This window comes from Kitasatospora sp. NPDC096128 (assembly GCF_040303105.1).
Lineage (GTDB): Bacteria > Actinomycetota > Actinomycetes > Streptomycetales > Streptomycetaceae > Kitasatospora.
Genome location: NZ_JBEOSP010000007.1, coordinates 35,730 through 53,837, shown reverse-complemented (window position 1 = coordinate 53,837; position 18,108 = coordinate 35,730). Strand labels below are relative to the sequence as shown.

Genomic DNA, 18,108 nt, shown 5'->3' with positions numbered 1-18,108 from the left:
GGACGGACGCGGCGGAACGGGGGCCGACGGCATGACGGCGACACGCACCATCCTGGTCAGCGGCGACGCGGGCGCGCCCGCCGTGGCCGCCGCCACCGCCCTGCACGCCGCCCGGCGCGGCCACCGCACCTGGCTGCTGGCCGCCGACGACCCGCACCGGGCCCTGGACTCCGCGCTCGGCACCCGCCTGGAACCCGAACCGCTCGGCTACGCGCCGGGCCTGACGGTCTCCCGGATCGACGAGCAGGCCGCGTTCCGCTACGCCGTCGGCGAGCTCACCGGCCGGCTCAAGCCCGCCCTCGACCTGCTCGGCGCCGAACAGCTCGACCCCGAGGAGCTGACCGCCCTTCCCGGCATCGCCCGGCTCGCCCTGCTGCGCGCCCTGCCCGCCGCCGACCAGGACGTCCTGGTGGTGCTCGCCCCCTCGCCCGCCGAGCTGATCGCCACCCTCGCGCTGCCCGAGCAGCTCACCCGCTACCTGGACCGGCTGGTCCCCGAGCAGCGGCAGGCCGCCCGCGCACTGCGCCCGCTGCTGGCCGGGCTGGCCGGCGTCCCGATGCCCGCCGAGTGGCTCTACGAGGGGCGCACCAGGGCCGCCGCGGTGCTCGCCGAGTCCCGCGCCGCGATCAGCGACCCGGGCACCAGCGTGCGCCTGGTCGTCTCCGCCGACGGCCACCCGTACGAGCAGCTGCGCCGGGTCCGGGCCGGGCTCGCGCTGTACGGCCACCGGCCGGACGCCGTCGTGGTGCACGGCGCGCTGCCGCCCGCCGCGCTCGCCTCGCCCGACCCCTGGCTGGCCGAGCTGGCCCGCCGCCGGCAGGAGGAGCTGGACCGGCTCGCCGCCGAGACCGACGCCCCGGTGCTGGTCACCGGCCTGGCCGAGGGCACCCTGGAGGCCGTCGCCGACCGCCTGTACGGGGACGGGCCGGGCCCCGAGCGGCTCGAACCGCAGCCCTGGCCGGTCGAGGACCGGCTCGCCGAGGAGGGCCTGCTGGTCTGGCACCTGGACCTGCCCGGCGCCGACCGCTCCGGGCTGGACCTGGTCCGCCGGGGCGACGACCTGGTGGTCGGCCTCGGCGCCCACCGCCGGGTGCTCCCGCTGCCCGCCGCGCTGCGCCGCTGCACGGTGGCCGGGGCGGGGCTGCACGAGGGCGTGCTGTCGGTGCGGTTCGCACCCGACCCTTCGCTCTGGCCGCAGGGCTGACGGGCCTTCCGGCCTCCGGGCCTCCGGGCCGATCGGCGGGGCCCGGGGTACGGCCGGTCGGGTAGCGTCGGGCCGCAAGGGGCCGCGGGGTGCGGCCACGGCTGAGGAGGCGTCCGCGATGACCAGCACCGACGACCGTACCGAGCCCGGCGCGGAGCAGGGCGGCGGGCCGTCCCACCCGTTCGGGCCGGAGCTGGGCCCGCTGGTGGACGAGGTGCGCCGGTTCGCCACCGCCGTCGGCGAGAAGGCGCAGGAGACCGGCGCCACCACCCTGATCACCCTCTCCGGGCTGGCCGACCGCCTGCGCACCCAGCAGCCGGAGGTCTACTCCCACCTCGCCGCGGCCGGCTCCGGGCTGGCCGCCGCGGGCGCCGAGCTGCTGGCCGCCTACCGCGCCGCGGTGGCCGGGCACGAGCAGCGCTGGACGGCCGGGGAGGGGGCGCCGGTGGAGAAGATCGACCTCGACGCACCCGGTCGGCCCGAGGGCGCCGACGGGGATGACGGGCCGTCCGCCAAGCAGTGAATCCGTAACTTCCGCAGCGTGATCGAGCCGCTCTCGTACGTCACTAAGAAGGAAATTCGATACGACTTTTGAAGCATCACGGCCCGGCTGTCCCGGAATTGTCTTCGGATAATGTATGCGAGGCTGTGTACGGGGGCAGGGTTGGGCGGTACCGTTCCGTCCAGCGGGAACGAGTGAATAGCTGAGGGACACATGGCTCTGACCATCGGCGTCGATGTCGGCGGGACCAAGATCGCGGCAGGCGTGGTCGACGAGGCGGGTGCGATCCTGGCCCGGACCCGGGTCCCCACCCCGGCCGACCCCCAGTGGGCCGTCGACGCCATCGCGCAGGCCGTGCGCGAGCTCAAGGAGCAGCACCCCGATGTCACTGCCGTCGGCGTCGGCGCCCCCGGCTTCGTCGACAGCAACCGCTCCACGGTGATCTTCGCGCCCAACATCGACTGGGAGAACGAGCCGCTGCGCGGCCGGATCGAGGAGCTCACCGGCCTGTCCACGGTGGTCGAGAACGACGCCAACTGCGCGGCCTGGGCCGAGTTCCGCTTCGGCGCGGCCGCCGACCACCAGGACATGGTGCTGATCACCGTCGGCACCGGCATCGGCGGCGGCATCGTCCTCGACGGGCGCCTGCACCGCGGCCGCTTCGGCGTGGCCGGAGAGATCGGCCACCTCAACATGGTCCCGGACGGCCTCCAGTGCGGCTGCGGCGGCAAGGGCTGCTGGGAGCAGTACGGCTCCGGGCGCGCACTGCGCCGCTACGGCCGGGAGAAGGCCGCGGCCGACCCGGTGCGCGGCAAGCGGATGCTGGACCTCAACGACGGCGTCGCCGAGACCATCCGCGGCATCCACATCACCGAGGCGGCCGAGGACGGCGACCCGCTCGCCCTGGAGTGCTACGCCGAGCTCGCCGACTGGCTGGGCCGCGGCATGGCCGACCTCGCCGCGCTGTTCGACCCGGGCGTGTTCGTCCTCGGCGGCGGAGTCTCCGACTCCGGCCGGCTGCTGCTCGACCCGGTCGCCAAGGCCTTCGAGCACTACCTGACCGGCGGGGTGCACCGCCCCCGCGCCGAGGTCGTGCTGGCCTCCATGGGCTCCGCGGCCGGCATCGTCGGCGCGGCGGACCTCGCCCGCACCTGACCGTTCCACAGCAGTCCAGACCGCCGGCGGCGGTGCGACCGGGCCCCGACCAATCCCGGACGCGCCGCCGCCGTCGCACTACGGTCTCTCCCAGTGACACCGCACCAGGGGAGGACCATGACCGCCGCGCCCACCGAACCGCCGCCGGGCGGCCCGCGCCGACTGCGCCTGCTCAGCTACAACATCCGCTCGCTGCGCGACGACCGGCGGGCGCTGGCACGGGTGATCCGGGCCTGCGCGCCCGACCTGGTCTGCGTCCAGGAGTCACCGCGCTACTGGCGCCCCGAGGGCCAGGCCGCCTGGCTGGCCCGGAGCACCGGGACGGTCGTGCTGGCCGGGGGCGGCCGCACCGCCGCCGGCCCGCTGCTGCTCGGCCGGCCCGGCGCGGTGGAGCTGCTGGGCGTGCACGACCGGCTGCTGCCCAAGACCCGCGGCCTGCACGCGCGCGGCTTCGCCACCGCGCTGCTGCGCCTGCCCGGCACCGCGCCCTTCACCGTCACCAGCTGCCACCTCAGCCTGGACCCGGAGGAGCGGTACGGGCAGTTCGAGCTGCTGCTCGACCAGCTCGCGATCTCCGAACACGGCGTCGTGGCAGGGGACTTCAACGAGCACCCGGACGGGCCGGGCTGGCAGCTGCTGGCCTCCCGGATGTGGGACGGGTACCCGACCGCGCCCTGGGGCGGCGAGTTCACGTCCGTCCCGGAGAACCCCTACCAGCGGATCGACGCGGTCTTCGCCACGCCCGGGATCACCGTCCTCGGCTGCGGGGTGCCGCACGGGCTGCCCGGCGTCACCGGGGCGGACCTGCGGGCCGCGACCGACCACCTGCCGGTGCTGGCCGTGCTGGAGTTCCCCCCGCCCCGGGGAGTCCGGCGCTAGACGACCGCGCCGTGGTCCGGGTCCTCCGGCTCGTCCTCGTCGCGGTCCTTCATCCGGGCGACCAGGGTGACGAAGCCGCCGAGGAAGGCGGTGACCCCGACCCAGGCGGGCCAGCCGGAGATCTCCCGCCACACCACCGCGTCGATCAGCAGCAGGGCCGGGCCGCCGAGCACCGCCAGCCAGGCGAACTTGGCCGTCACGTCGGCGGCCGGCAGCGGCGGGGGCTCCGGCGGGACGAAGTGGCCCTCGTCGGTCTCCTCGGCCAGCTCGAAGTCACGCGGACCCGGGCCGGCGGCCGGGAGGACGGGGCGGCCGGAGCGGGAGCGGGGCTGCGGGGCGAGGTCCGAGAGGTCGTCCCCGGCGTCCTGGCCCGGCTTGGGGCCGACGCCGTCCTTGAAGCCGCCCTTGAGCTCGTTCTGCGCCCGGAGGTTCTCGACCTCGGGCCAGTTGGGGTTGGTGAGGTCGACCGGGTCGTCGAACTGGGCGACCAGGGCGGCGAAGATCGCGTCCTGCTCGGCCTGGCTGCGCTCGGGGGCGCTGCGGCGCGGGCGGGACTCCACGGGCGCGGGGGCGTCCGCCTCAGCGCCCTCCCCGGTCGGCGCGGCGCCGTCGGCCGCCGTGCCCTCGGCGGCCGGGCCGCCCTGGACGGTGCCGTCCCCGTGGACGGTGGCGTCCTTCGGCACGCCGTCCGTCCGCGCGCCGTCCTCGCGGGGCTTGTCGTCCCCGCCGCCCGCCGTGCTGCTCTCGTGCACTTCCGGCCCTTCAGCCATGGTGATCGTCGGATTCGGCCCTGTCGGCGCCCGCCGCGTGCGCGGGAGCCAGCCGTCGGATGAAGTCCAGGCTCGCCGCGAATATTTCCGCCGCGTCGTGGTCCAGCGTCGCGACGTGGAAGCTGCGCTGGCACAGCCGCTCCGTCACGTCGGTCGAGGATATCCGGGCCAGCACCAGTTCCGAGTTGGCCGGCGAGACCACGTGGTCCTGCGGGCTGTGGAAGAGCAGCACCGGCTGGGTCACCTCGGGCAGCCGCAGCTGGACCTCCTGCCACAGCCGGCTCAGCGACCAGGCGGCGTGCAGCGGCGTCCGGTCGTAGCCGAGCTCCTGGGCGCCCGGCTTCTGGATGTCGTTCGCGATCCCCGGGATGCTCGGCACGAGGTGCCGCAGTACCGGCAGCAGTACCCCGGCGGGGTTGTCCGAGCGCACCGACGGGTTGACCAGCACCAGCCCGGAGACCGTCGGCCCGTTCAGCGCGGCCAGCCGCAGCGCCAGCGCGCCGCCCATCGACAGCGCGCAGACGAAGACCTGCTCGCACTCCTCGGCGAGGGTCAGCAGCTCGCGCTCGACCGTCGCGTACCAGTCCTCCCACCGGGTGACCTGCATGTCCTGCCAACGCGTGCCGTGCCCCGGCAGCAACGGCAGCGAGACGGTGAACCCGGCGGCCGCCAGTTCCTCGGCCCATGGCCGCAGCGACTGCGGGGACCCGGTGAAGCCGTGGCACAGCAGCACTCCGACCGGTCCGCCCTGGTGGCGGTAGGGTTCGGCACCGGGCAGCAGCGGCATGGCGGACTCCTTCGCGGGCGGGTGGCGCTGGGGGAGGGGACGCTGGAGGGGGAAGCTGCGGAATCCGCATCGTCCCACGCCCCGCGCCGGGACGTACACCCCCTACGGCGGGCCCGGGCACAGCGGGCGGCCGCGGGGCATTAGGATCGACCGGTCCGCATAACAGGAGGCCCGGGTTGTTCTACCGACTGATGAAGATGATCGTCGCGCCACTGCTTCGGATCTTCTTCCGGCCGTGGATCGAGGGTGAGGAGAACATCCCCACCGAAGGTGCGGCGATCATCGCGAGCAACCACCTTTCCTTCTCGGACTCGTTCTTCTTCCCCGCGCTGATCAGGCGCCGGGTGACCTTCATCGCGAAGGCCGAGTACTTCAACACCCCCGGCCTCAAGGGCCGGTTGACCGCCGCCTTCTTCAAGGGCGTCGGCCAGCTGCCGGTGGACCGCTCGGGCGTGCGCGGGGCCGGCGAGGCCGCGATCCGCAGCGCCATCGCGGTGCTGGACCGCGGCGAGCTGTTCGGCGTCTACCCCGAGGGCACCCGCTCGCCCGACGGCAAGCTGTACCGCGGCAAGGTCGGCGGCCTGGCACGGGTGGCGCTGGCCACCGGCGCCCCGGTCATCCCGGTCGCCATGATCGACACCGAGAAGGTGCAGCCGCCCGGCCAGGTGGTCCCCAACTTCGGCATCCGCCCGGGCATCCGGATCGGCCGCCCGCTGGACTTCTCCCGCTACCACGGCATGGAGAACGACCGCTTCATCCTCCGTTCGGTGACGGACGAGGTGATGTACGAGATCATGCGGCTCTCCGGCCAGGAGTACGTGGACATCTACGCGACGGCCGCCAAGCGGCAGATCGCGGACGAGAAGAAGAAGGCCGACGCCGAGCGCCGGGCCGCCGCCAAGGCGGAGAAGGCCGAGGCCGCCGAAGCCGAGAAGGCCGAGGCGGAGAAGGCCGGACAGCAGGACCAGCAGGAGCAGAACGGGACCGGGTCGGCCTGACCGGCCCGGTCGGGTCCAGGGGAGGGGCCGGGACATGGCGGAGGGCGCGAGTACGGGTGCCGCGGTGGGCGGCGCGATGGCGGCCGGCGGCATGTCCGTCGAACTCCCGCTGTGGAAGGCGATCTCGTACTTCCGGGTGCTGGCCCTCTGCTACGCGCTGCTGCGGTACTTCAACTCGTACCTGCACTTCCTGCACCCGGTCGCGGGCTGGATCTACTTCGGCGCGCTCATCCTCTGGACGCTCGCCAGCACCCGGGCCTTCGCCAACCCGCAGCGCTGCACCTGGTACGTCCTCGGCTTCGACCTGTCCCTTGCCGTGACCGGCATCGTGATGAGCGGGATGACCGACGCACCGGCCCGGATCAGCCACGGCGCGCCCACCCTGCCGACCATCTGGGCCGCCGGCACCGTCCTCGGCTTCGCCGCCAAGGGCGGCTGGCGCCCGGCGGCGGCGGTCGGCGCGGTGATCGGGGTCGCCAACATCCTCGGCCACGGCGGCCCGACCGGCGACAACGTCCACAACATCGTGCTGCTGCTGGTGGCCGGCTGCGCCATCGGGTACGTGATCGAACTGGCCCGCGCCAGCGAGGCCACCCTCACCCGGGCGCTCCAGGTCGAGGCGGCCACCCGGGAGCGCGAACGGCTCTCCCGGGACATCCACGACGGCGTGCTCCAGGTGCTCGCCCTGGTCCAGCGCCGGGGCGCCGAACTGGGCGTCAGCGGCGCCGCCGGCAACGGCGGCAGCGTCGACGGTGGGGACTTCGCGGAGCTGGGCCGCCTCGCCGGCGAGCAGGAGCGCGCGCTGCGGGCCCTGATGACCGGCGGCCCGCTCCCGGCCCAGCGGCTGCCGGAGGCGGACCGGGCCGAGGAGCCCGACCCGGCCGGGCCGCACGACCTCACCGCACTGCTGCGCCGCTACGCCGACGAGCGGATCACCCTCTCCGCCCCCGGCACCCCGGTGCTGCTGCCCGGCCCGGCGGCGGGCGAGCTCGCCGCGGCGGTCGGGGCCGCCGTCGACAACGTCCGCAAGCACGCCGGGGATTCGGCCCGGGCCTGGATCCTGGTGGAGGACGAGCCGGAAGCCGTCACGGTCAGCATCCGCGACGACGGCCCGGGCTACGCCCCCGGCCGGCTCGGCGAGGCGGAGCGGGCCGGGCGGCTGGGCGTCTCCCAGTCGATCCGGGGCCGGGTGCTGGACCTCGGCGGCACGGCCGAGCTGTACTCGGCGCCCGGGGAGGGCGTCGAGGTCGAACTGCGCGTCCCTAGGAAGGCCTCTGCATGACCGACCAGCCGATGACCGATCAGGCGATGACCGATCAGCCGGCGACCGCCGACCGGCCGGTGCGGGTGATGGTGGTGGACGACCACCCGATGTGGCGGGACGCCGTCTCGCGCGACCTGGCCGAGGCGGGCCTGGACGTGGTGGCCACGGCGGGAGACGGCGAGGAGGCGGTGCGCCGTGCCCGGGCCTGCTCGCCGCAGGTCGTGGTGCTGGACCTCAACCTGCCCGGCCTGCCCGGTGCCGAGGTGTGCCGCCAGGTGGTCGGGCACGACCCGGCGGTGCGGGTGCTGGTGCTGTCGGCCAGCGGCGAGCACCAGGACGTGCTGGAGGCGGTGAAGTCCGGCGCGACCGGCTACCTGGTGAAGTCGGCCGGCCGGGAGGAGCTGCTGGACGCGGTGCGCCGGACGGCCGTCGGCGACGCGGTGTTCACGCCCGGTCTGGCCGGGCTGGTGCTCGGCGAGTTCCGCCGGCTGGCCGCCGAGCCGGCCCCGGCCTCGGCGCCGGCCGTCCCGCAGCTGACCACCCGGGAGACCGAGGTGCTGCGGCTGGTGGCCAAGGGCCTGTCGTACCGGCAGATCGCCGACCGGCTGGTGCTGTCGCACCGGACGGTGCAGAACCATGTGCAGAACACGCTGGGCAAGCTGCAGCTGCACAACCGGGTGGAGCTGGTCCGGTACGCGATCGAGCAGGGGCTGGACGAGGAGCTGTAGGGCGCCTCGGGTGGATCGGGCCGGTCCCGGGCGGCGGACGCCCGGGACCGGCCCGGAGTCCTCAACCCCGTACGGCCGTGGCCTCGCGCAGCAGGGCGGCGACGATGTCCACGCCGTCCCGGGTGAGTACCGACTCCGGGTGGAACTGCAGGCTTGCGAAGCCGGGGCCGCGCAGCGCGTGGACGTCGCCGGTGACGGTGTCCCGGGCGACCTCGACGCCCTCGGCGGCGAGCCGGGCGGCGTCCCCGTCCGAGCAGCGCGCGGTGAAGGTGTTGTAGAAGCCGACCGTCCGCTTGGTGCCGAACAGGTCGATGCCCTCCTGGGCGCCCTGGTACGGGACGGCCTTGCGGCCCAGTGCGAGCCCGAGTTCGGCGGCGAGCAGCTGGTGGCTGAGGCAGACCGCGAGCAGCGGGGCGGTCCGGGCGCCGGAGCGGACGGCGGCCAGGGCGTCCGCGACGACCGGGCGCAGCACCGCCATCTTGGGGTCCTCGGCGAGCGCCGGGTCGCCCGGGCCGGGGCCGAGCACCAGCGGGCCGCGGTGCGCCGCGACCAGGTCGCGCAGGCCCGGCTGGTCGAAGCGGACCACGCCGACCCGGTGGCCGAGCGAGGTCAGCAGGTGGGACAGCATCGAGGTGAAGGTGTCCTCGCCGTCCACGACCAGGGTCGGCAGGGCCTCGGTGACCTGGGACGGTGTCTGCATCCGCAGCCAGAACGGGGCGAGGTCGGCCCGGCGGGAGTCCAGCGCGGCCTGGACCCGGTGGTCGTCGGCGAGCCGGGGCCCGCCGGGGCGGGGCGGCCGGGCGGGGGCGGGCCGGGCGCCGATCGCGGTGAGCACCCCGGCGGCCTTGGCGTGGGTCTCGGCGACCTCGGACTCGGGGACGGAGTGGCGCACCAGGGTGGCGCCGACCCGGACGACCAGCCGTCCGGTGGCCGGGTCGATGTCGGCGGTGCGGATGCAGATCGGCGAGTCCAGCAGCTGCCCGCCGCTCGCGGAGCGCCCGATCAGGGCGAGCGCGCCGGAGTAGTAGCCGCGGCCGTGCGGCTCGTAGCGCCGGATCACCCGGGTGGCGTTCTGCACCGGGCTGCCGGTGACGGTGGCGGCGAACATCGTCTCGCGCAGCACCTCGCGGACGTCCATCGAGGTGCGGCCGCGCAGCTCGTACTCGGTGTGGGCGAGGTGGGACATCTCCTTGAGCCGGGGGCCGAGCACCTGGCCGCCGAGGTCGCCGACCGTGCACATCATCTTCAGTTCCTCGTCGACCACCATGGTGAGCTCCTCCAGCTCCTTGGGGTCGCGGAGGAACTGCAGCAGCGAGTCGAGGTCGGCACCGCCGGCCGGATAGCGGTAGGTGCCGGAGATCGGGTTCATCACGACGGTGCCGCCGCTCTGCCGGACGTGCACCTCGGGGGAGGCCCCGACCAGGATGCGACTCGGCCCGCCGCCGGCAGGACGGTTCCCGGTGTGCACCAGGAAGGTCCAGTACGCGCCGCGCTCCTGCTCCAGCAGTCGGCGGAACAGCGAGAGGGCGAGCGCGGGCGAGAAGTCCTCCAAGGTGGCGTGGAAGTCGCGCCGGATCACGAAGTTGGCGCCCTCGCCGTTGCCGATCTCGTCCTCGATCACCCGGCGGACGATCGCCGCGTACGCCTCGTCGTCCACGTCGAAGGCGCCGTCGGACAGGTTGACCGGCTCCTGTGGCAGGGCGGCGGTGAATCCGGCCAACGGCAGGGCGTACTGCTCGGCCACCGCGAGGGCCTGCAACGGGGTGCCGTCGTCGTGGGCCTCGAAGCCGCGCTCGCGGATCTGCCGGTACGGGACCAGCGCGAGCAGGTCGTGCACGGGGCCGGCGGACGGGACGCCGGAGCGGACCGGCAGGTCGGCGAGGCGCTCGTAGCTGTCGACGGTGCCCAGCAGCACCTCGACGGTGTCCGGGGCGTGCCGGGGGGTGCGGCGGTGCAGCAGGGCGAAGGCGGGCGCGTCGGGGGCGGTGAGACGGGCGAGCAGCTCGGCAGGGGTGGTCACGAGTACGGCTTCCTTCCGGGGTGGATGGCGAGGCGGTGCTGGTTCCGCTCCCGGAGGGCCGTCGGCTCGGACGCACGACGGCCGCCCCGAGGGGCGGCCGTCGTGTTCGTCTAGGAACGCGCGATCGGTGGGCCACCCAGGGGGGAGGCCCACCACCAGGAGTGGTTGTGGGGCGCGTGCATGGGTCGAGCGTAGCGGATGGGGCCGTGCGGGTGAGGCGGCTCACGTTCAATGTCCGAGACGTGTCTCATCCCTCGGGCAATGGTCACGAATCGCTCGCGCCACCCCGTAGCCTTGCCGTGTGACCGCAACGACTGAGACAACGAGGACTGGCCACCCCTGGCAGTCCCTGCCCGCGGCGCAGCAGCCTGAATGGCCGGACCAAGAGGCTCTGCGCAAGACCCTTGCGGAGCTCGCCTCCTATCCGCCGCTCGTCTTCGCCGGCGAGTGCGACCAGCTGCGCGCCCGGCTCGGAGCCGTGGCGCGTGGGGAAGCGTTCCTGCTACAGGGCGGCGACTGCGCCGAGGCCTTCGACGGCGTCTCGGCGGAGCACATCCGCAACAAGCTGAAGACCCTGCTCCAGATGGCCGCCGTGCTGACGTACGCCGCCTCGGTGCCGGTCGTGAAGGTCGGCCGGATCGCCGGCCAGTACTCCAAGCCGCGCTCGAAGTCGACCGAGACCCGGGACGGCGTGACCCTGCCGGTCTACCGCGGCGACTCGGTGAACGGCTTCGAGTTCACCCCCGAGTCCCGGATTCCGGACCCGGAGCGGCTCAAGCGGATGTACAACGCGTCCGCCGCGACGCTGAACCTGGTGCGCGCCTTCACCACCGGTGGTTACGCCGACCTGCGCCAGGTGCACGCCTGGAACCAGGACTTCGTGCGCAACTCGCCGGCCGGCCAGCGCTACGAGCAGCTCGCCCGGGAGATCGACAACGCCCTGGCGTTCATGAACGCCTGCGGGGTGGCCCCGGAGGAGTTCAAGACCGTCGAGTTCTTCTCCTCGCACGAGGCACTGGTCCTCGACTACGAGACCGCGCTGACCCGCGTGGACTCGCGCACCGGCGACCTGTACGACGTCTCCGGCCACATGGTGTGGATCGGTGAGCGCACCCGGCAGCTGGACCACGCGCACATCGAGTTCGCCTCCAAGATCCGCAACCCGATCGGGGTCAAGCTGGGCCCGACCACCTCGGTGGACGAGGCGCTCGCCCTGATCGAGAAGCTGGACCCGGAGCGCGAGCCCGGCCGTCTGACCTTCATCACCCGGATGGGTGCGGGCAAGATCCGCGACCACCTGCCCACCCTGCTGGAGAAGGTCACCGCCTCCGGCGCCAAGCCGGTGTGGATCTGCGACCCGATGCACGGCAACACCTTCGAGGCGTCCAGCGGTCACAAGACCCGGCGCTTCGACGACGTGCTGGACGAGGTCAAGGGCTTCTTCGAGGTCCACCGCGCGCTCGGCACCCACCCGGGCGGCATCCACGTGGAGCTGACCGGCGACGATGTCACCGAGTGCGTCGGCGGCGGCGACGAGGTGCTGGTCGACGACCTGCACCAGCGGTACGAGACGGCCTGCGACCCGCGGCTCAACCGCAGCCAGTCGCTGGACCTGGCGTTCCTGGTGGCGGAGATGTACCGCGGCCAGTAGGGCTTGACCAGGCCAGATGTGACGAAGGCCCCTCCGGATTTCGGGATTTCCGAGCCCGGAGGGGCTTTTTCGTACCCGGATCGCCGGGTAAGGTGAGGCTTAGTGAGCTAAGGCAATCCTTAGTCAAGATCCACTCCGTGCCCCACGGCGCTTCACCCCGGGAGAGACCGCGATGTACGTGTGCATGTGCCATGCGGTCACCGAGGACCAGGTGAAGAAGGCGATCGACGGGGGCGCCGGCAGTCCCCGCCAGATAGCCAAGGGCTGCAAGGCCGGCACGGACTGCGGGTCCTGCGTGCGCCGGATCCAGGCCCTGCTCGGCGAGCACGGCGCCCGGCCCTGCCCGACCGCCCGGCTGGCCGCGAAGCTCGGCCTCGCCGACCCGGAGGTCCAGGACGCGCCCGCGCCGGCCGTTTCGAAGCCGGGCCCGCCGGCCCCGATCGCGCCGGTGGCCCCGCTGCGGGTGGCCTGAGGCCGGGGCCGCCGGGCCTCAGGACTCCGGCTGCTCGATCACCTGGGCGAGGTAGAGCGCCTCGCCGAGCTTCTCCAGGAGCTCCAGCTGGGTGTCGAGGTAGTCGATGTGGTGTTCCTCGTCGGCCAGGATGTCCTCGAAGATGTTCGCCGAGGTGACGTCGTTCTTGGCCCGCATCACCACGATCCCGCGCTTGAGCCGGTCGATCGCCTCGACCTCGACCTGGCGGTCCGCCTCGAACATCTCCTTGACCGTCTGGCCGATCCGGACGTGGAACAGCCGCTGGTAGTTGGGCAGCCCCTCCAGGAACAGGATCCGGTCGGTGAGCGTCTCGGCGTGCTTCATCTCGTCGAAGGACTCGTGCCGGGTGTACTTGGCGAGCTTCGTCCAGCCGAAGTTCTCCTGCATCTTGGCGTGCAGGAAGTACTGGTTGATCGCGGTCAGCTCGGCCGTGAGTTGCTCATTGAGGAACTCGATGACCTCCGGGTCGCCCTGCATGGTGCTGCCTCCCTGCGTTACGTCCTGCGGTGAGTCCTGCGCTGCGCATCCTGGCACCGTATCGGGAGGAAATTCCAGTAAGTTCACACTCACTAGGACATGTGTCGGAATATCCGATTTGGGTGGAAGTGGGGAGTGTGCGACCGACCATTGGCCCGTATGGGCGGGGCGTGAACCGGGGCCAAGGGGCGCGCGCCGTGGCCCGTCCGCCGTCTGTCACCATGGAGCCATGGGTCAGTCCGAACAAGAACCGCTTCCACCGTCTGACCCGAGCCTCCCGCCGGGCCAGCGCGTGCAGCGCGGCTGGCCCGCCCTGCACTACGGGCCGGTGCCCCGCTTCAAGCCGCTGACCTGGGACCTCCAGGTGTTCGGGGCCACCGCCTCGGCGGAGAAGCACAGCTGGGACTTCGCCGCCTTCAACGCCCTGCCGCGCACCACCGTGGTCGCCGACCTGCACTGCGTCACCAAGTTCTCGATGCCCGGCAACGAGTGGACCGGCGTGCCCGCGGCCCTCCTGCTCGACCTGGTGCCCCCCGCGCCCGGTGTCACCCATGTGATGGTCTGGGCCGAGTACGGCTACAGCGCCAACCTGCGGCTGGCCGACTTCGCCGACCCGCACACCCTGCTCGCCACCCACCGCAACGGCGAGGCGCTCACCGCCGAACACGGCTTCCCGGTGCGCCTGGTGGTGCCGCGGCTCTACGCGTGGAAGGGCCCCAAGTGGGTGCGTGCGGTGGAGTACATGCGGGCCGACCGGCGCGGCTTCTGGGAGGAGCGCGGCTACCACAACCGGGCCGACCCGTGGCGGGAGCAGCGCTACTCCTACCAGGAGGAGCCGGGCGACGGGCCGCTGCGCTGAGCCCCGAGCCGTGTCGGAAAGCCGTGTCTGGCCCCGAACTCCGCTAGAACAGCGAGAAGTTGACCGTCACCACGGACTTCTGCGGGCGCCGTTCGCCGGCCGCCGGGGACTGGCTGCCCACCTTGCCCATGCCGAGCGTCCAGTCGGTCGAGGCCTTCATCGTGAAGCCCGCCGACTGCAGTGCCCGCTGGGCGTCGTCCCGGCTCATCCCGCTGACGTCCGGGACCGGCACCATGCCCTTGCTGACCACCAGCGAGACCGCGGCGTTCTCCTGCAGCAGCTGCCCGGCGGCCGGGCTGCTGCTGATCACCGAGCCCTCCGGCACGGAGTCGTTGTAGGTCTGGGTCACCCCGCCCCTGGTCAGCTGGGCGCCGGCCAGGGCGGCGGCCGCGTCGTCCGCGCTCTTGCCGGTGACGTCCGGCACGGCGATCCGCTTGGGGCCCTTGGAGAGGGTGACCGTCACCGAGTCGCTCTTGCGGGTGCGCGCGCCCACCCCGGGGTCGGTGGAGATCACCTGTCCGGCCGGGACGGACTCGCTGAACACCTCGACGAACCGCCCGTGCATGCCCTCCCCGTCCAGGATCCGCTGCGCCTGCGCCCGGTCCTTGCCGAGCACGCTCGGCACCGAGCCGTACAGCCCCTCGGAGATCCCGTACGTGACGCCGCCGACCGCCAGCACCAGGGCGGTCAGCGCGGCCGCCCAGATCAGCGGCTTGCGCGGGAGGCGGCGCGTCCGGCCCGGCCGACGGGGCCGGACCGGGGTCGGCTCGTCGTACGGGCGGGGCTCGACCAGCAGCTGGTCCAGCAGCTCGGCCGGTACGTCCAGCACGCTGGTGCGCTCCGCGGGCGGGGCGTCGACGGGCCGGGGCAGCGGCTGGATCACCGAGGTCGGCTCGCTGGTCGGGTAGCGCGGGCTGGGCCGGGTGGAGGCGGGCGGCTCGGCGTCCAGTTCCTCGGGGGTGAGCGTGCGGCGGACCCGCTGGAGGGCGGCGAGCAGCTCCACCGCGTCGTACGGGCGGGCGTCGGCGGCCCGGGCGCAGGCGCCGGCCACTATGGCGTCCAGGGCCGGGGCGACGGCGGGGGCGGTCAGCGAGGGGGCGGGGACGTCCTCGTGCAGGTGCTTGTACATGACCTGGACGGGGTTGTCGCCGGTGTGCGGGCGGCGGCCGGTGAGCATCTCGTAGAGCAGGATGCCGGCCGCGTAGACGTCGACCCGCTGGTCGGTCGGGGCGTCCGGGAGGATCTGCTCGGGGGCCAGGTAGGAGACCGTGCCCATGACGGTGCCGCCGGTGGCGGTGCTGGTCGAGGTGGGCGCGCCGTCGGCGCTGCCGAGCACCCGGACCAGGCCGAAGTCGGCGACCTTGACCAGGCCGCTCTCGGTGATCAGCACGTTCTCCGGCTTGACGTCCCGGTGCACCAGTCCGGCCCGGTGGGCGGCACCGAGGGCGGCGAGCACCGGCTCCAGCACGTCCAGCGCGGCCCGGACGGACAGTGCGCCGCGGTCGCGCAGCAGGTCGCGCAGGGTGCGGCCGGGCACGTACTCCATGGCGAGGAAAACGTTTCCGCCGTCCGCGCCCTGGTCGAAGACGTTGACCACGTTGGGGTGGGAGAGCTTGGCGACCGCCTTGGCCTCGCGGATGAAGCGGGCGGTGAAGCCCTCGTCACCGGCCAGCTGGGGGTGCATCACCTTGAGGGCGACCACCCGGTCCAGCCGGGTGTCGGTGCCCCGGTAGACGGTGGACATCCCGCCGGTGGCGATGCGCTGCTCGACCCGGTACCGGTTGTCGAGCACGGTACCGATCAGGGGGTCGTGCAATGCCATGTCCACCCGGGGGAGTCTAGTGGGGCGGGCGCGGGCCGGTCCCGGCGGACACCGCCTCCGGGACCGGCTTGTGACATGCGGGACGGGCCCGCGCCGGTTCAGAACGCCGGCCGCTCCCGGGTGTCCAGGTCGGCCCGGCCGGCCATCGCCGAGGAGGCCTCGGCGTGGAAGCGGCGCGGGATGCGGCCGGCCCGGTGGGCGAGCCGGCCCGCCTCGGCGGCGTGCCGCATCGCCTCGGCCATCAGCACCGGGTCCTGAGCCCGGGTCACCGCGGAGGCGAGCATCACCGCGGAGCAGCCCAGCTCCATCGCCAGCGCGACGTCGGAGGCGGTGCCGGCGCCCGCGTCCAGGATCACCGGGACGCCGGCGCCCTCCACGATCAGCTGGAAGTTGTGCGGGTTGCGGATGCCCAGCCCGGAGCCGATCGGCGAGCCCAGCGGCATGACCGCCGCGCAGCCGACGTCCTCCAGCTTGCGGGCCAGCACCGGGTCGTCGTTGGTGTACGGGAGCACCGTGAAGCCGTCGTCGACCAGCGTCTCGGCGGCGTCCAGCAGCTCGATCGGGTCCGGCAGCAGGGTGCGCTCGTCCGCGATCACCTCCAGCTTCACCCAGTCGGTGCCGAGCGCCTCGCGGGCCAGCCGGGCGGTCAGCACGGCCTCGCCGGCGGTGAAGCAGCCGGCCGTGTTGGGCAGCACCCGGACGCCGTTGCGGGTCAGCACGTCCAGGACGGAGCCCTGGGTGCTCGCGTCGACCCGGCGCATGGCCACGGTGGTCAGCTCGGTGCCGGAAGCGAGCAGGGCGCGCTCCAGGACCTCCAGGCTCGGCGCGCCGCCGGTGCCCATGATGAGCCGGGAGGAGAAGGTCGTCCCGGCGATGGTCAGCAGGTCGTCGGCCATGGTTCAGCCTCCCTGGACGGCGGTCAGGATCTCGATCCGGTCGCCGGTGTCCAGTGTCGTCCCGGGCCACGAACTGCGCGGCACCACGGCCTCGTTGAGGGCGGCGGCGACGCCGGTGTTGGCGGCGCTGACGGTGGCCACCAGTTCGGCGAGGGTGGTCGTGGCGGGCACCCGGCGGGGCTCGCCGTTGACGGTCAGGTCGATCTCGGTCAGGGCGATCTCGGTCATGCGGAGGCCTTCGCGACGGGGGATGCGGGGGAGAACCGGGTGGGTGCGAACGGCCTTGCCGACTCGGGGACTTCGCCGGTCGCCAGGTAGTCGGCGAGCAGGTCGGCGGTCACCGGGGTGAGCAGCACGCCGTTGCGGTAGTGGCCGGTGGCGGCGACCAGTCCGGGCAGGGCGGTCGGGCCCAGCAGCGGAGCGTTGTCCGGGGAGCCGGGGCGCAACCCGGCGGAGGTCTCGACCAGCGGGAGTTCGGTGATGCCCGGGACCAACTCGTGGGCGTCGCGCAGGAGTTCGTACACCCCGCCGGCGGTGACGGTGGTGTCGTAGCCCTGCTCCTCGGTGGTCGCGCCGATCACCAGCTCGCCGTTCTCGCGCGGCACCAGGTACAGGTGCCGGCCGCGCACCACCGCGCGGACGTTGCGGGACAGGAACGGCCGGTAGGCGTCCGGGATCCGCAGCCGGACGATCTGCCCCTTCACCGGGCGCACCGCGGGCAGCACCCCCTCGGGCAGGCCGGGCAGCCGGTGGCTGTGCGGGCCGGCGGCGAGGACCACCTGCTCGGCGGCCACGGACTCCCCGTCGTCCAGCCGGGCGCCGACCGCGCGGCTGCCGTCGACCAGCAGCTCGACGGCCTCGGCCCGGTGCAGCCGGACGCCGGCCCGCTCGCAGGCGGCGACCAGGGCGGTGAGCAGCCGGCGCGGATCGACCTGGTGGTCGTCCGCGGCGTGCAGGCCGCCGCGTACCCCGGGGGCGAGCATCGGCTCCAGCCGACGGGCCTCCCGGCCGGTCAGCCAGCTGGAGTCCAGGCCCAGCCGCTGGTGGAAGGCGTACAGTTCGCGCAGTTCCTCGCGGTCGTCGGAGTCCAGCGCGACGGCGACGGTGCCGCACCGGCGGTAGCCGGTGTCCAGACCGCCGCTGGCCTCGGTGAGCTCGGCGGCGAAGCCCTCGTACCGCCGGTTGGAGGCCATCCCCAGGTGCAGCAGCGGCTCCTCGCCGTACTGCAGCTCGGTGACCGGGGCGAGCATCCCGGCGGCGACCCCGGCCGCCCCCCGGCCGTGGCCGGGGTCGACCACGACCACGTTCCGCAGCCCGCGCTGCGCGGCGCGCCAGGCGACCGCGAGGCCGATGACGCCCCCGCCGATCACCAGCACGTCGGCGCGGCTGCCCGATGGCATGCGTGACAAAGCTGCTCTTCTCCCTTCGCCGGTATGACCCGGATCAGGTTCGGACGGTCGCAGGCCGTGTCAGCCCGCCTCTCAGCCCGGTCCGCCGGGCTCCCGTGTGGTGCCACCACCTTAACGCCGGGGGTCGGCCCGGCCGAAGGGCCGTACGCAGGGTGGACGGCGGGGCGGACGGGAGGTCGGTGGGGCTGAGTACA

The 18,108-nt window shown here is 73.7% G+C and carries 18 protein-coding genes and 1 riboswitch; of the genes, 10 read left to right on the top strand and 8 right to left on the bottom strand.

Annotated features, from left to right (window positions below):
* The first annotated feature begins 31 nt into the window (after positions 1 to 31).
* From ABTY61_RS10390 to ABTY61_RS10375, 4 genes are all read left to right on the top strand, one after another.
* A complete protein-coding gene (locus ABTY61_RS10390) occupies positions 32 to 1,204 on the top strand; it encodes an ArsA family ATPase (protein ID WP_350504541.1) in 1,173 nt (390 codons plus the stop codon).
* A gap of 118 nt (positions 1,205 to 1,322) precedes the next feature.
* On the top strand, positions 1,323 to 1,727 hold the full coding sequence (locus tag ABTY61_RS10385) for a DUF5304 family protein (RefSeq protein ID WP_350504540.1): 405 nt from the start codon (positions 1,323 to 1,325) through the stop codon (positions 1,725 to 1,727).
* Between the two features lie 192 nt (positions 1,728 to 1,919).
* Complete coding sequence (locus ABTY61_RS10380) at positions 1,920 to 2,861, top strand: ROK family glucokinase (RefSeq protein WP_350504539.1); 942 nt, start codon at positions 1,920 to 1,922, stop codon at positions 2,859 to 2,861.
* A 117-nt stretch (positions 2,862 to 2,978) separates the two neighbouring features.
* The gene (locus tag ABTY61_RS10375; RefSeq protein WP_350504538.1) at positions 2,979 to 3,740 is read left to right on the top strand and encodes an endonuclease/exonuclease/phosphatase family protein; all 762 of its coding nucleotides are present in this window, start codon (positions 2,979 to 2,981) and stop codon (positions 3,738 to 3,740) included.
* Here the strand turns inward: ABTY61_RS10375 and ABTY61_RS10370 are convergent.
* Entirely contained in the window at positions 3,737 to 4,492 is a 756-nt protein-coding gene (locus ABTY61_RS10370; RefSeq protein WP_350504537.1) for a hypothetical protein, read from the bottom strand. The genes ABTY61_RS10375 and ABTY61_RS10370 overlap by 4 nt on opposite strands.
* A 10-nt stretch (positions 4,493 to 4,502) precedes the next feature.
* Positions 4,503 to 5,297 (bottom strand): alpha/beta hydrolase, encoded by a 795-nt coding sequence (locus ABTY61_RS10365; RefSeq protein ID WP_350504536.1) that lies wholly within the window; start codon positions 5,295 to 5,297, stop codon positions 4,503 to 4,505.
* 176 nt (positions 5,298 to 5,473) lie between these two features.
* On the opposite strand from ABTY61_RS10365, the gene ABTY61_RS10360 reads away from it, so the two are divergent.
* From ABTY61_RS10360 to ABTY61_RS10350, 3 genes are read left to right on the top strand one after another with little or no spacing between them, the layout of a single operon-like run.
* Positions 5,474 to 6,295 (top strand): lysophospholipid acyltransferase family protein, encoded by an 822-nt coding sequence (locus tag ABTY61_RS10360; RefSeq protein ID WP_350504535.1) that lies wholly within the window; start codon positions 5,474 to 5,476, stop codon positions 6,293 to 6,295.
* A 34-nt stretch (positions 6,296 to 6,329) separates the two neighbouring features.
* Complete coding sequence (macS, locus tag ABTY61_RS10355; RefSeq protein WP_350504534.1) at positions 6,330 to 7,577, top strand: MacS family sensor histidine kinase; 1,248 nt, start codon at positions 6,330 to 6,332, stop codon at positions 7,575 to 7,577.
* Between the two features lie 26 nt (positions 7,578 to 7,603).
* On the top strand, positions 7,604 to 8,287 hold the full coding sequence (locus tag ABTY61_RS10350; RefSeq protein ID WP_350504711.1) for a response regulator: 684 nt from the start codon (positions 7,604 to 7,606) through the stop codon (positions 8,285 to 8,287).
* A gap of 61 nt (positions 8,288 to 8,348) precedes the next feature.
* On the opposite strand, the gene ABTY61_RS10345 is transcribed toward ABTY61_RS10350, so the two are convergent.
* Entirely contained in the window at positions 8,349 to 10,307 is a 1,959-nt protein-coding gene (locus ABTY61_RS10345; protein ID WP_350504533.1) for an anthranilate synthase family protein, read from the bottom strand.
* 301 nt (positions 10,308 to 10,608) lie between these two features.
* Here ABTY61_RS10345 and ABTY61_RS10340 point away from each other — a divergent pair, with 301 nt between their 5' ends.
* Entirely contained in the window at positions 10,609 to 11,958 is a 1,350-nt protein-coding gene (locus ABTY61_RS10340) for a class II 3-deoxy-7-phosphoheptulonate synthase (RefSeq protein WP_350504532.1), read from the top strand.
* A gap of 172 nt (positions 11,959 to 12,130) precedes the next feature.
* Positions 12,131 to 12,430 carry a (2Fe-2S)-binding protein gene (locus ABTY61_RS10335; RefSeq protein ID WP_350504531.1) on the top strand — a complete coding sequence of 100 codons (300 nt, stop codon included), beginning with the start codon at positions 12,131 to 12,133 and terminating at the stop codon, positions 12,428 to 12,430.
* 18 nt (positions 12,431 to 12,448) lie between these two features.
* Here ABTY61_RS10335 and bfr read toward each other — a convergent pair whose 3' ends face one another.
* Positions 12,449 to 12,928: a bacterioferritin gene (gene bfr / locus ABTY61_RS10330; protein WP_350504530.1), complete on the bottom strand. Its 480-nt coding sequence runs from the start codon at positions 12,926 to 12,928 to the stop codon at positions 12,449 to 12,451.
* 229 nt (positions 12,929 to 13,157) lie between these two features.
* Between bfr and ABTY61_RS10325 the strand changes: the two genes are divergently transcribed.
* The gene (locus tag ABTY61_RS10325; protein WP_350504529.1) at positions 13,158 to 13,787 is read left to right on the top strand and encodes a molybdopterin-dependent oxidoreductase; all 630 of its coding nucleotides are present in this window, start codon (positions 13,158 to 13,160) and stop codon (positions 13,785 to 13,787) included.
* 43 nt (positions 13,788 to 13,830) lie between these two features.
* On the opposite strand, the gene pknB is transcribed toward ABTY61_RS10325, so the two are convergent.
* The 4 genes from pknB to thiO all read right to left on the bottom strand — a co-directional run bounded on the left by pknB (position 13,831) and on the right by thiO (position 17,905).
* Complete coding sequence (pknB, locus tag ABTY61_RS10320) at positions 13,831 to 15,609, bottom strand: Stk1 family PASTA domain-containing Ser/Thr kinase (protein ID WP_350504710.1); 1,779 nt, start codon at positions 15,607 to 15,609, stop codon at positions 13,831 to 13,833.
* Between the two features lie 98 nt (positions 15,610 to 15,707).
* Positions 15,708 to 16,505, bottom strand: coding sequence for a thiazole synthase (locus ABTY61_RS10315; protein WP_350504528.1), 798 nt, complete (start codon positions 16,503 to 16,505; stop codon positions 15,708 to 15,710).
* A gap of 3 nt (positions 16,506 to 16,508) precedes the next feature.
* Positions 16,509 to 16,733, bottom strand: a complete 225-nt coding sequence (gene thiS / locus ABTY61_RS10310) for a sulfur carrier protein ThiS (RefSeq protein WP_350504527.1) — start codon at positions 16,731 to 16,733, stop codon at positions 16,509 to 16,511.
* Entirely contained in the window at positions 16,730 to 17,905 is a 1,176-nt protein-coding gene (thiO, locus tag ABTY61_RS10305) for a glycine oxidase ThiO (protein ID WP_350504526.1), read from the bottom strand. The genes thiS and thiO overlap by 4 nt, the downstream gene beginning before the upstream one ends.
* Positions 17,906 to 17,908: 3 nt before the next feature.
* A riboswitch (TPP riboswitch) is annotated at positions 17,909 to 18,021 on the bottom strand.
* Positions 18,022 to 18,108: the final 87 nt, after the last annotated feature.

Excerpts from the sequence above, each read along its gene's own strand:
- ABTY61_RS10390 (WP_350504541.1), top strand. The coding sequence starts at position 32 with ATGACGGCGACACGCACCATCCTGGTCAGCGGCGACGCGGGCGCGCCC.
- ABTY61_RS10385 (WP_350504540.1), top strand. The coding sequence starts at position 1,323 with ATGACCAGCACCGACGACCGTACCGAGCCCGGCGCGGAGCAGGGCGGC.
- ABTY61_RS10380 (WP_350504539.1), top strand. The coding sequence starts at position 1,920 with ATGGCTCTGACCATCGGCGTCGATGTCGGCGGGACCAAGATCGCGGCA.
- ABTY61_RS10375 (WP_350504538.1), top strand. The coding sequence starts at position 2,979 with ATGACCGCCGCGCCCACCGAACCGCCGCCGGGCGGCCCGCGCCGACTG.
- ABTY61_RS10365 (WP_350504536.1), bottom strand. The coding sequence starts at position 5,297 with ATGCCGCTGCTGCCCGGTGCCGAACCCTACCGCCACCAGGGCGGACCG.
- macS (WP_350504534.1), top strand. The coding sequence starts at position 6,330 with ATGGCGGAGGGCGCGAGTACGGGTGCCGCGGTGGGCGGCGCGATGGCG.
- ABTY61_RS10350 (WP_350504711.1), top strand. The coding sequence starts at position 7,604 with ATGACCGATCAGCCGGCGACCGCCGACCGGCCGGTGCGGGTGATGGTG.
- ABTY61_RS10335 (WP_350504531.1), top strand. The coding sequence starts at position 12,131 with ATGTACGTGTGCATGTGCCATGCGGTCACCGAGGACCAGGTGAAGAAG.
- bfr (WP_350504530.1), bottom strand. The coding sequence starts at position 12,928 with ATGCAGGGCGACCCGGAGGTCATCGAGTTCCTCAATGAGCAACTCACG.
- ABTY61_RS10325 (WP_350504529.1), top strand. The coding sequence starts at position 13,158 with ATGGGTCAGTCCGAACAAGAACCGCTTCCACCGTCTGACCCGAGCCTC.
- pknB (WP_350504710.1), bottom strand. The coding sequence starts at position 15,609 with ATGGCATTGCACGACCCCCTGATCGGTACCGTGCTCGACAACCGGTAC.
- ABTY61_RS10315 (WP_350504528.1), bottom strand. The coding sequence starts at position 16,505 with ATGGCCGACGACCTGCTGACCATCGCCGGGACGACCTTCTCCTCCCGG.
- thiS (WP_350504527.1), bottom strand. The coding sequence starts at position 16,733 with ATGACCGAGATCGCCCTGACCGAGATCGACCTGACCGTCAACGGCGAG.
- thiO (WP_350504526.1), bottom strand. The coding sequence starts at position 17,905 with ATGCCATCGGGCAGCCGCGCCGACGTGCTGGTGATCGGCGGGGGCGTC.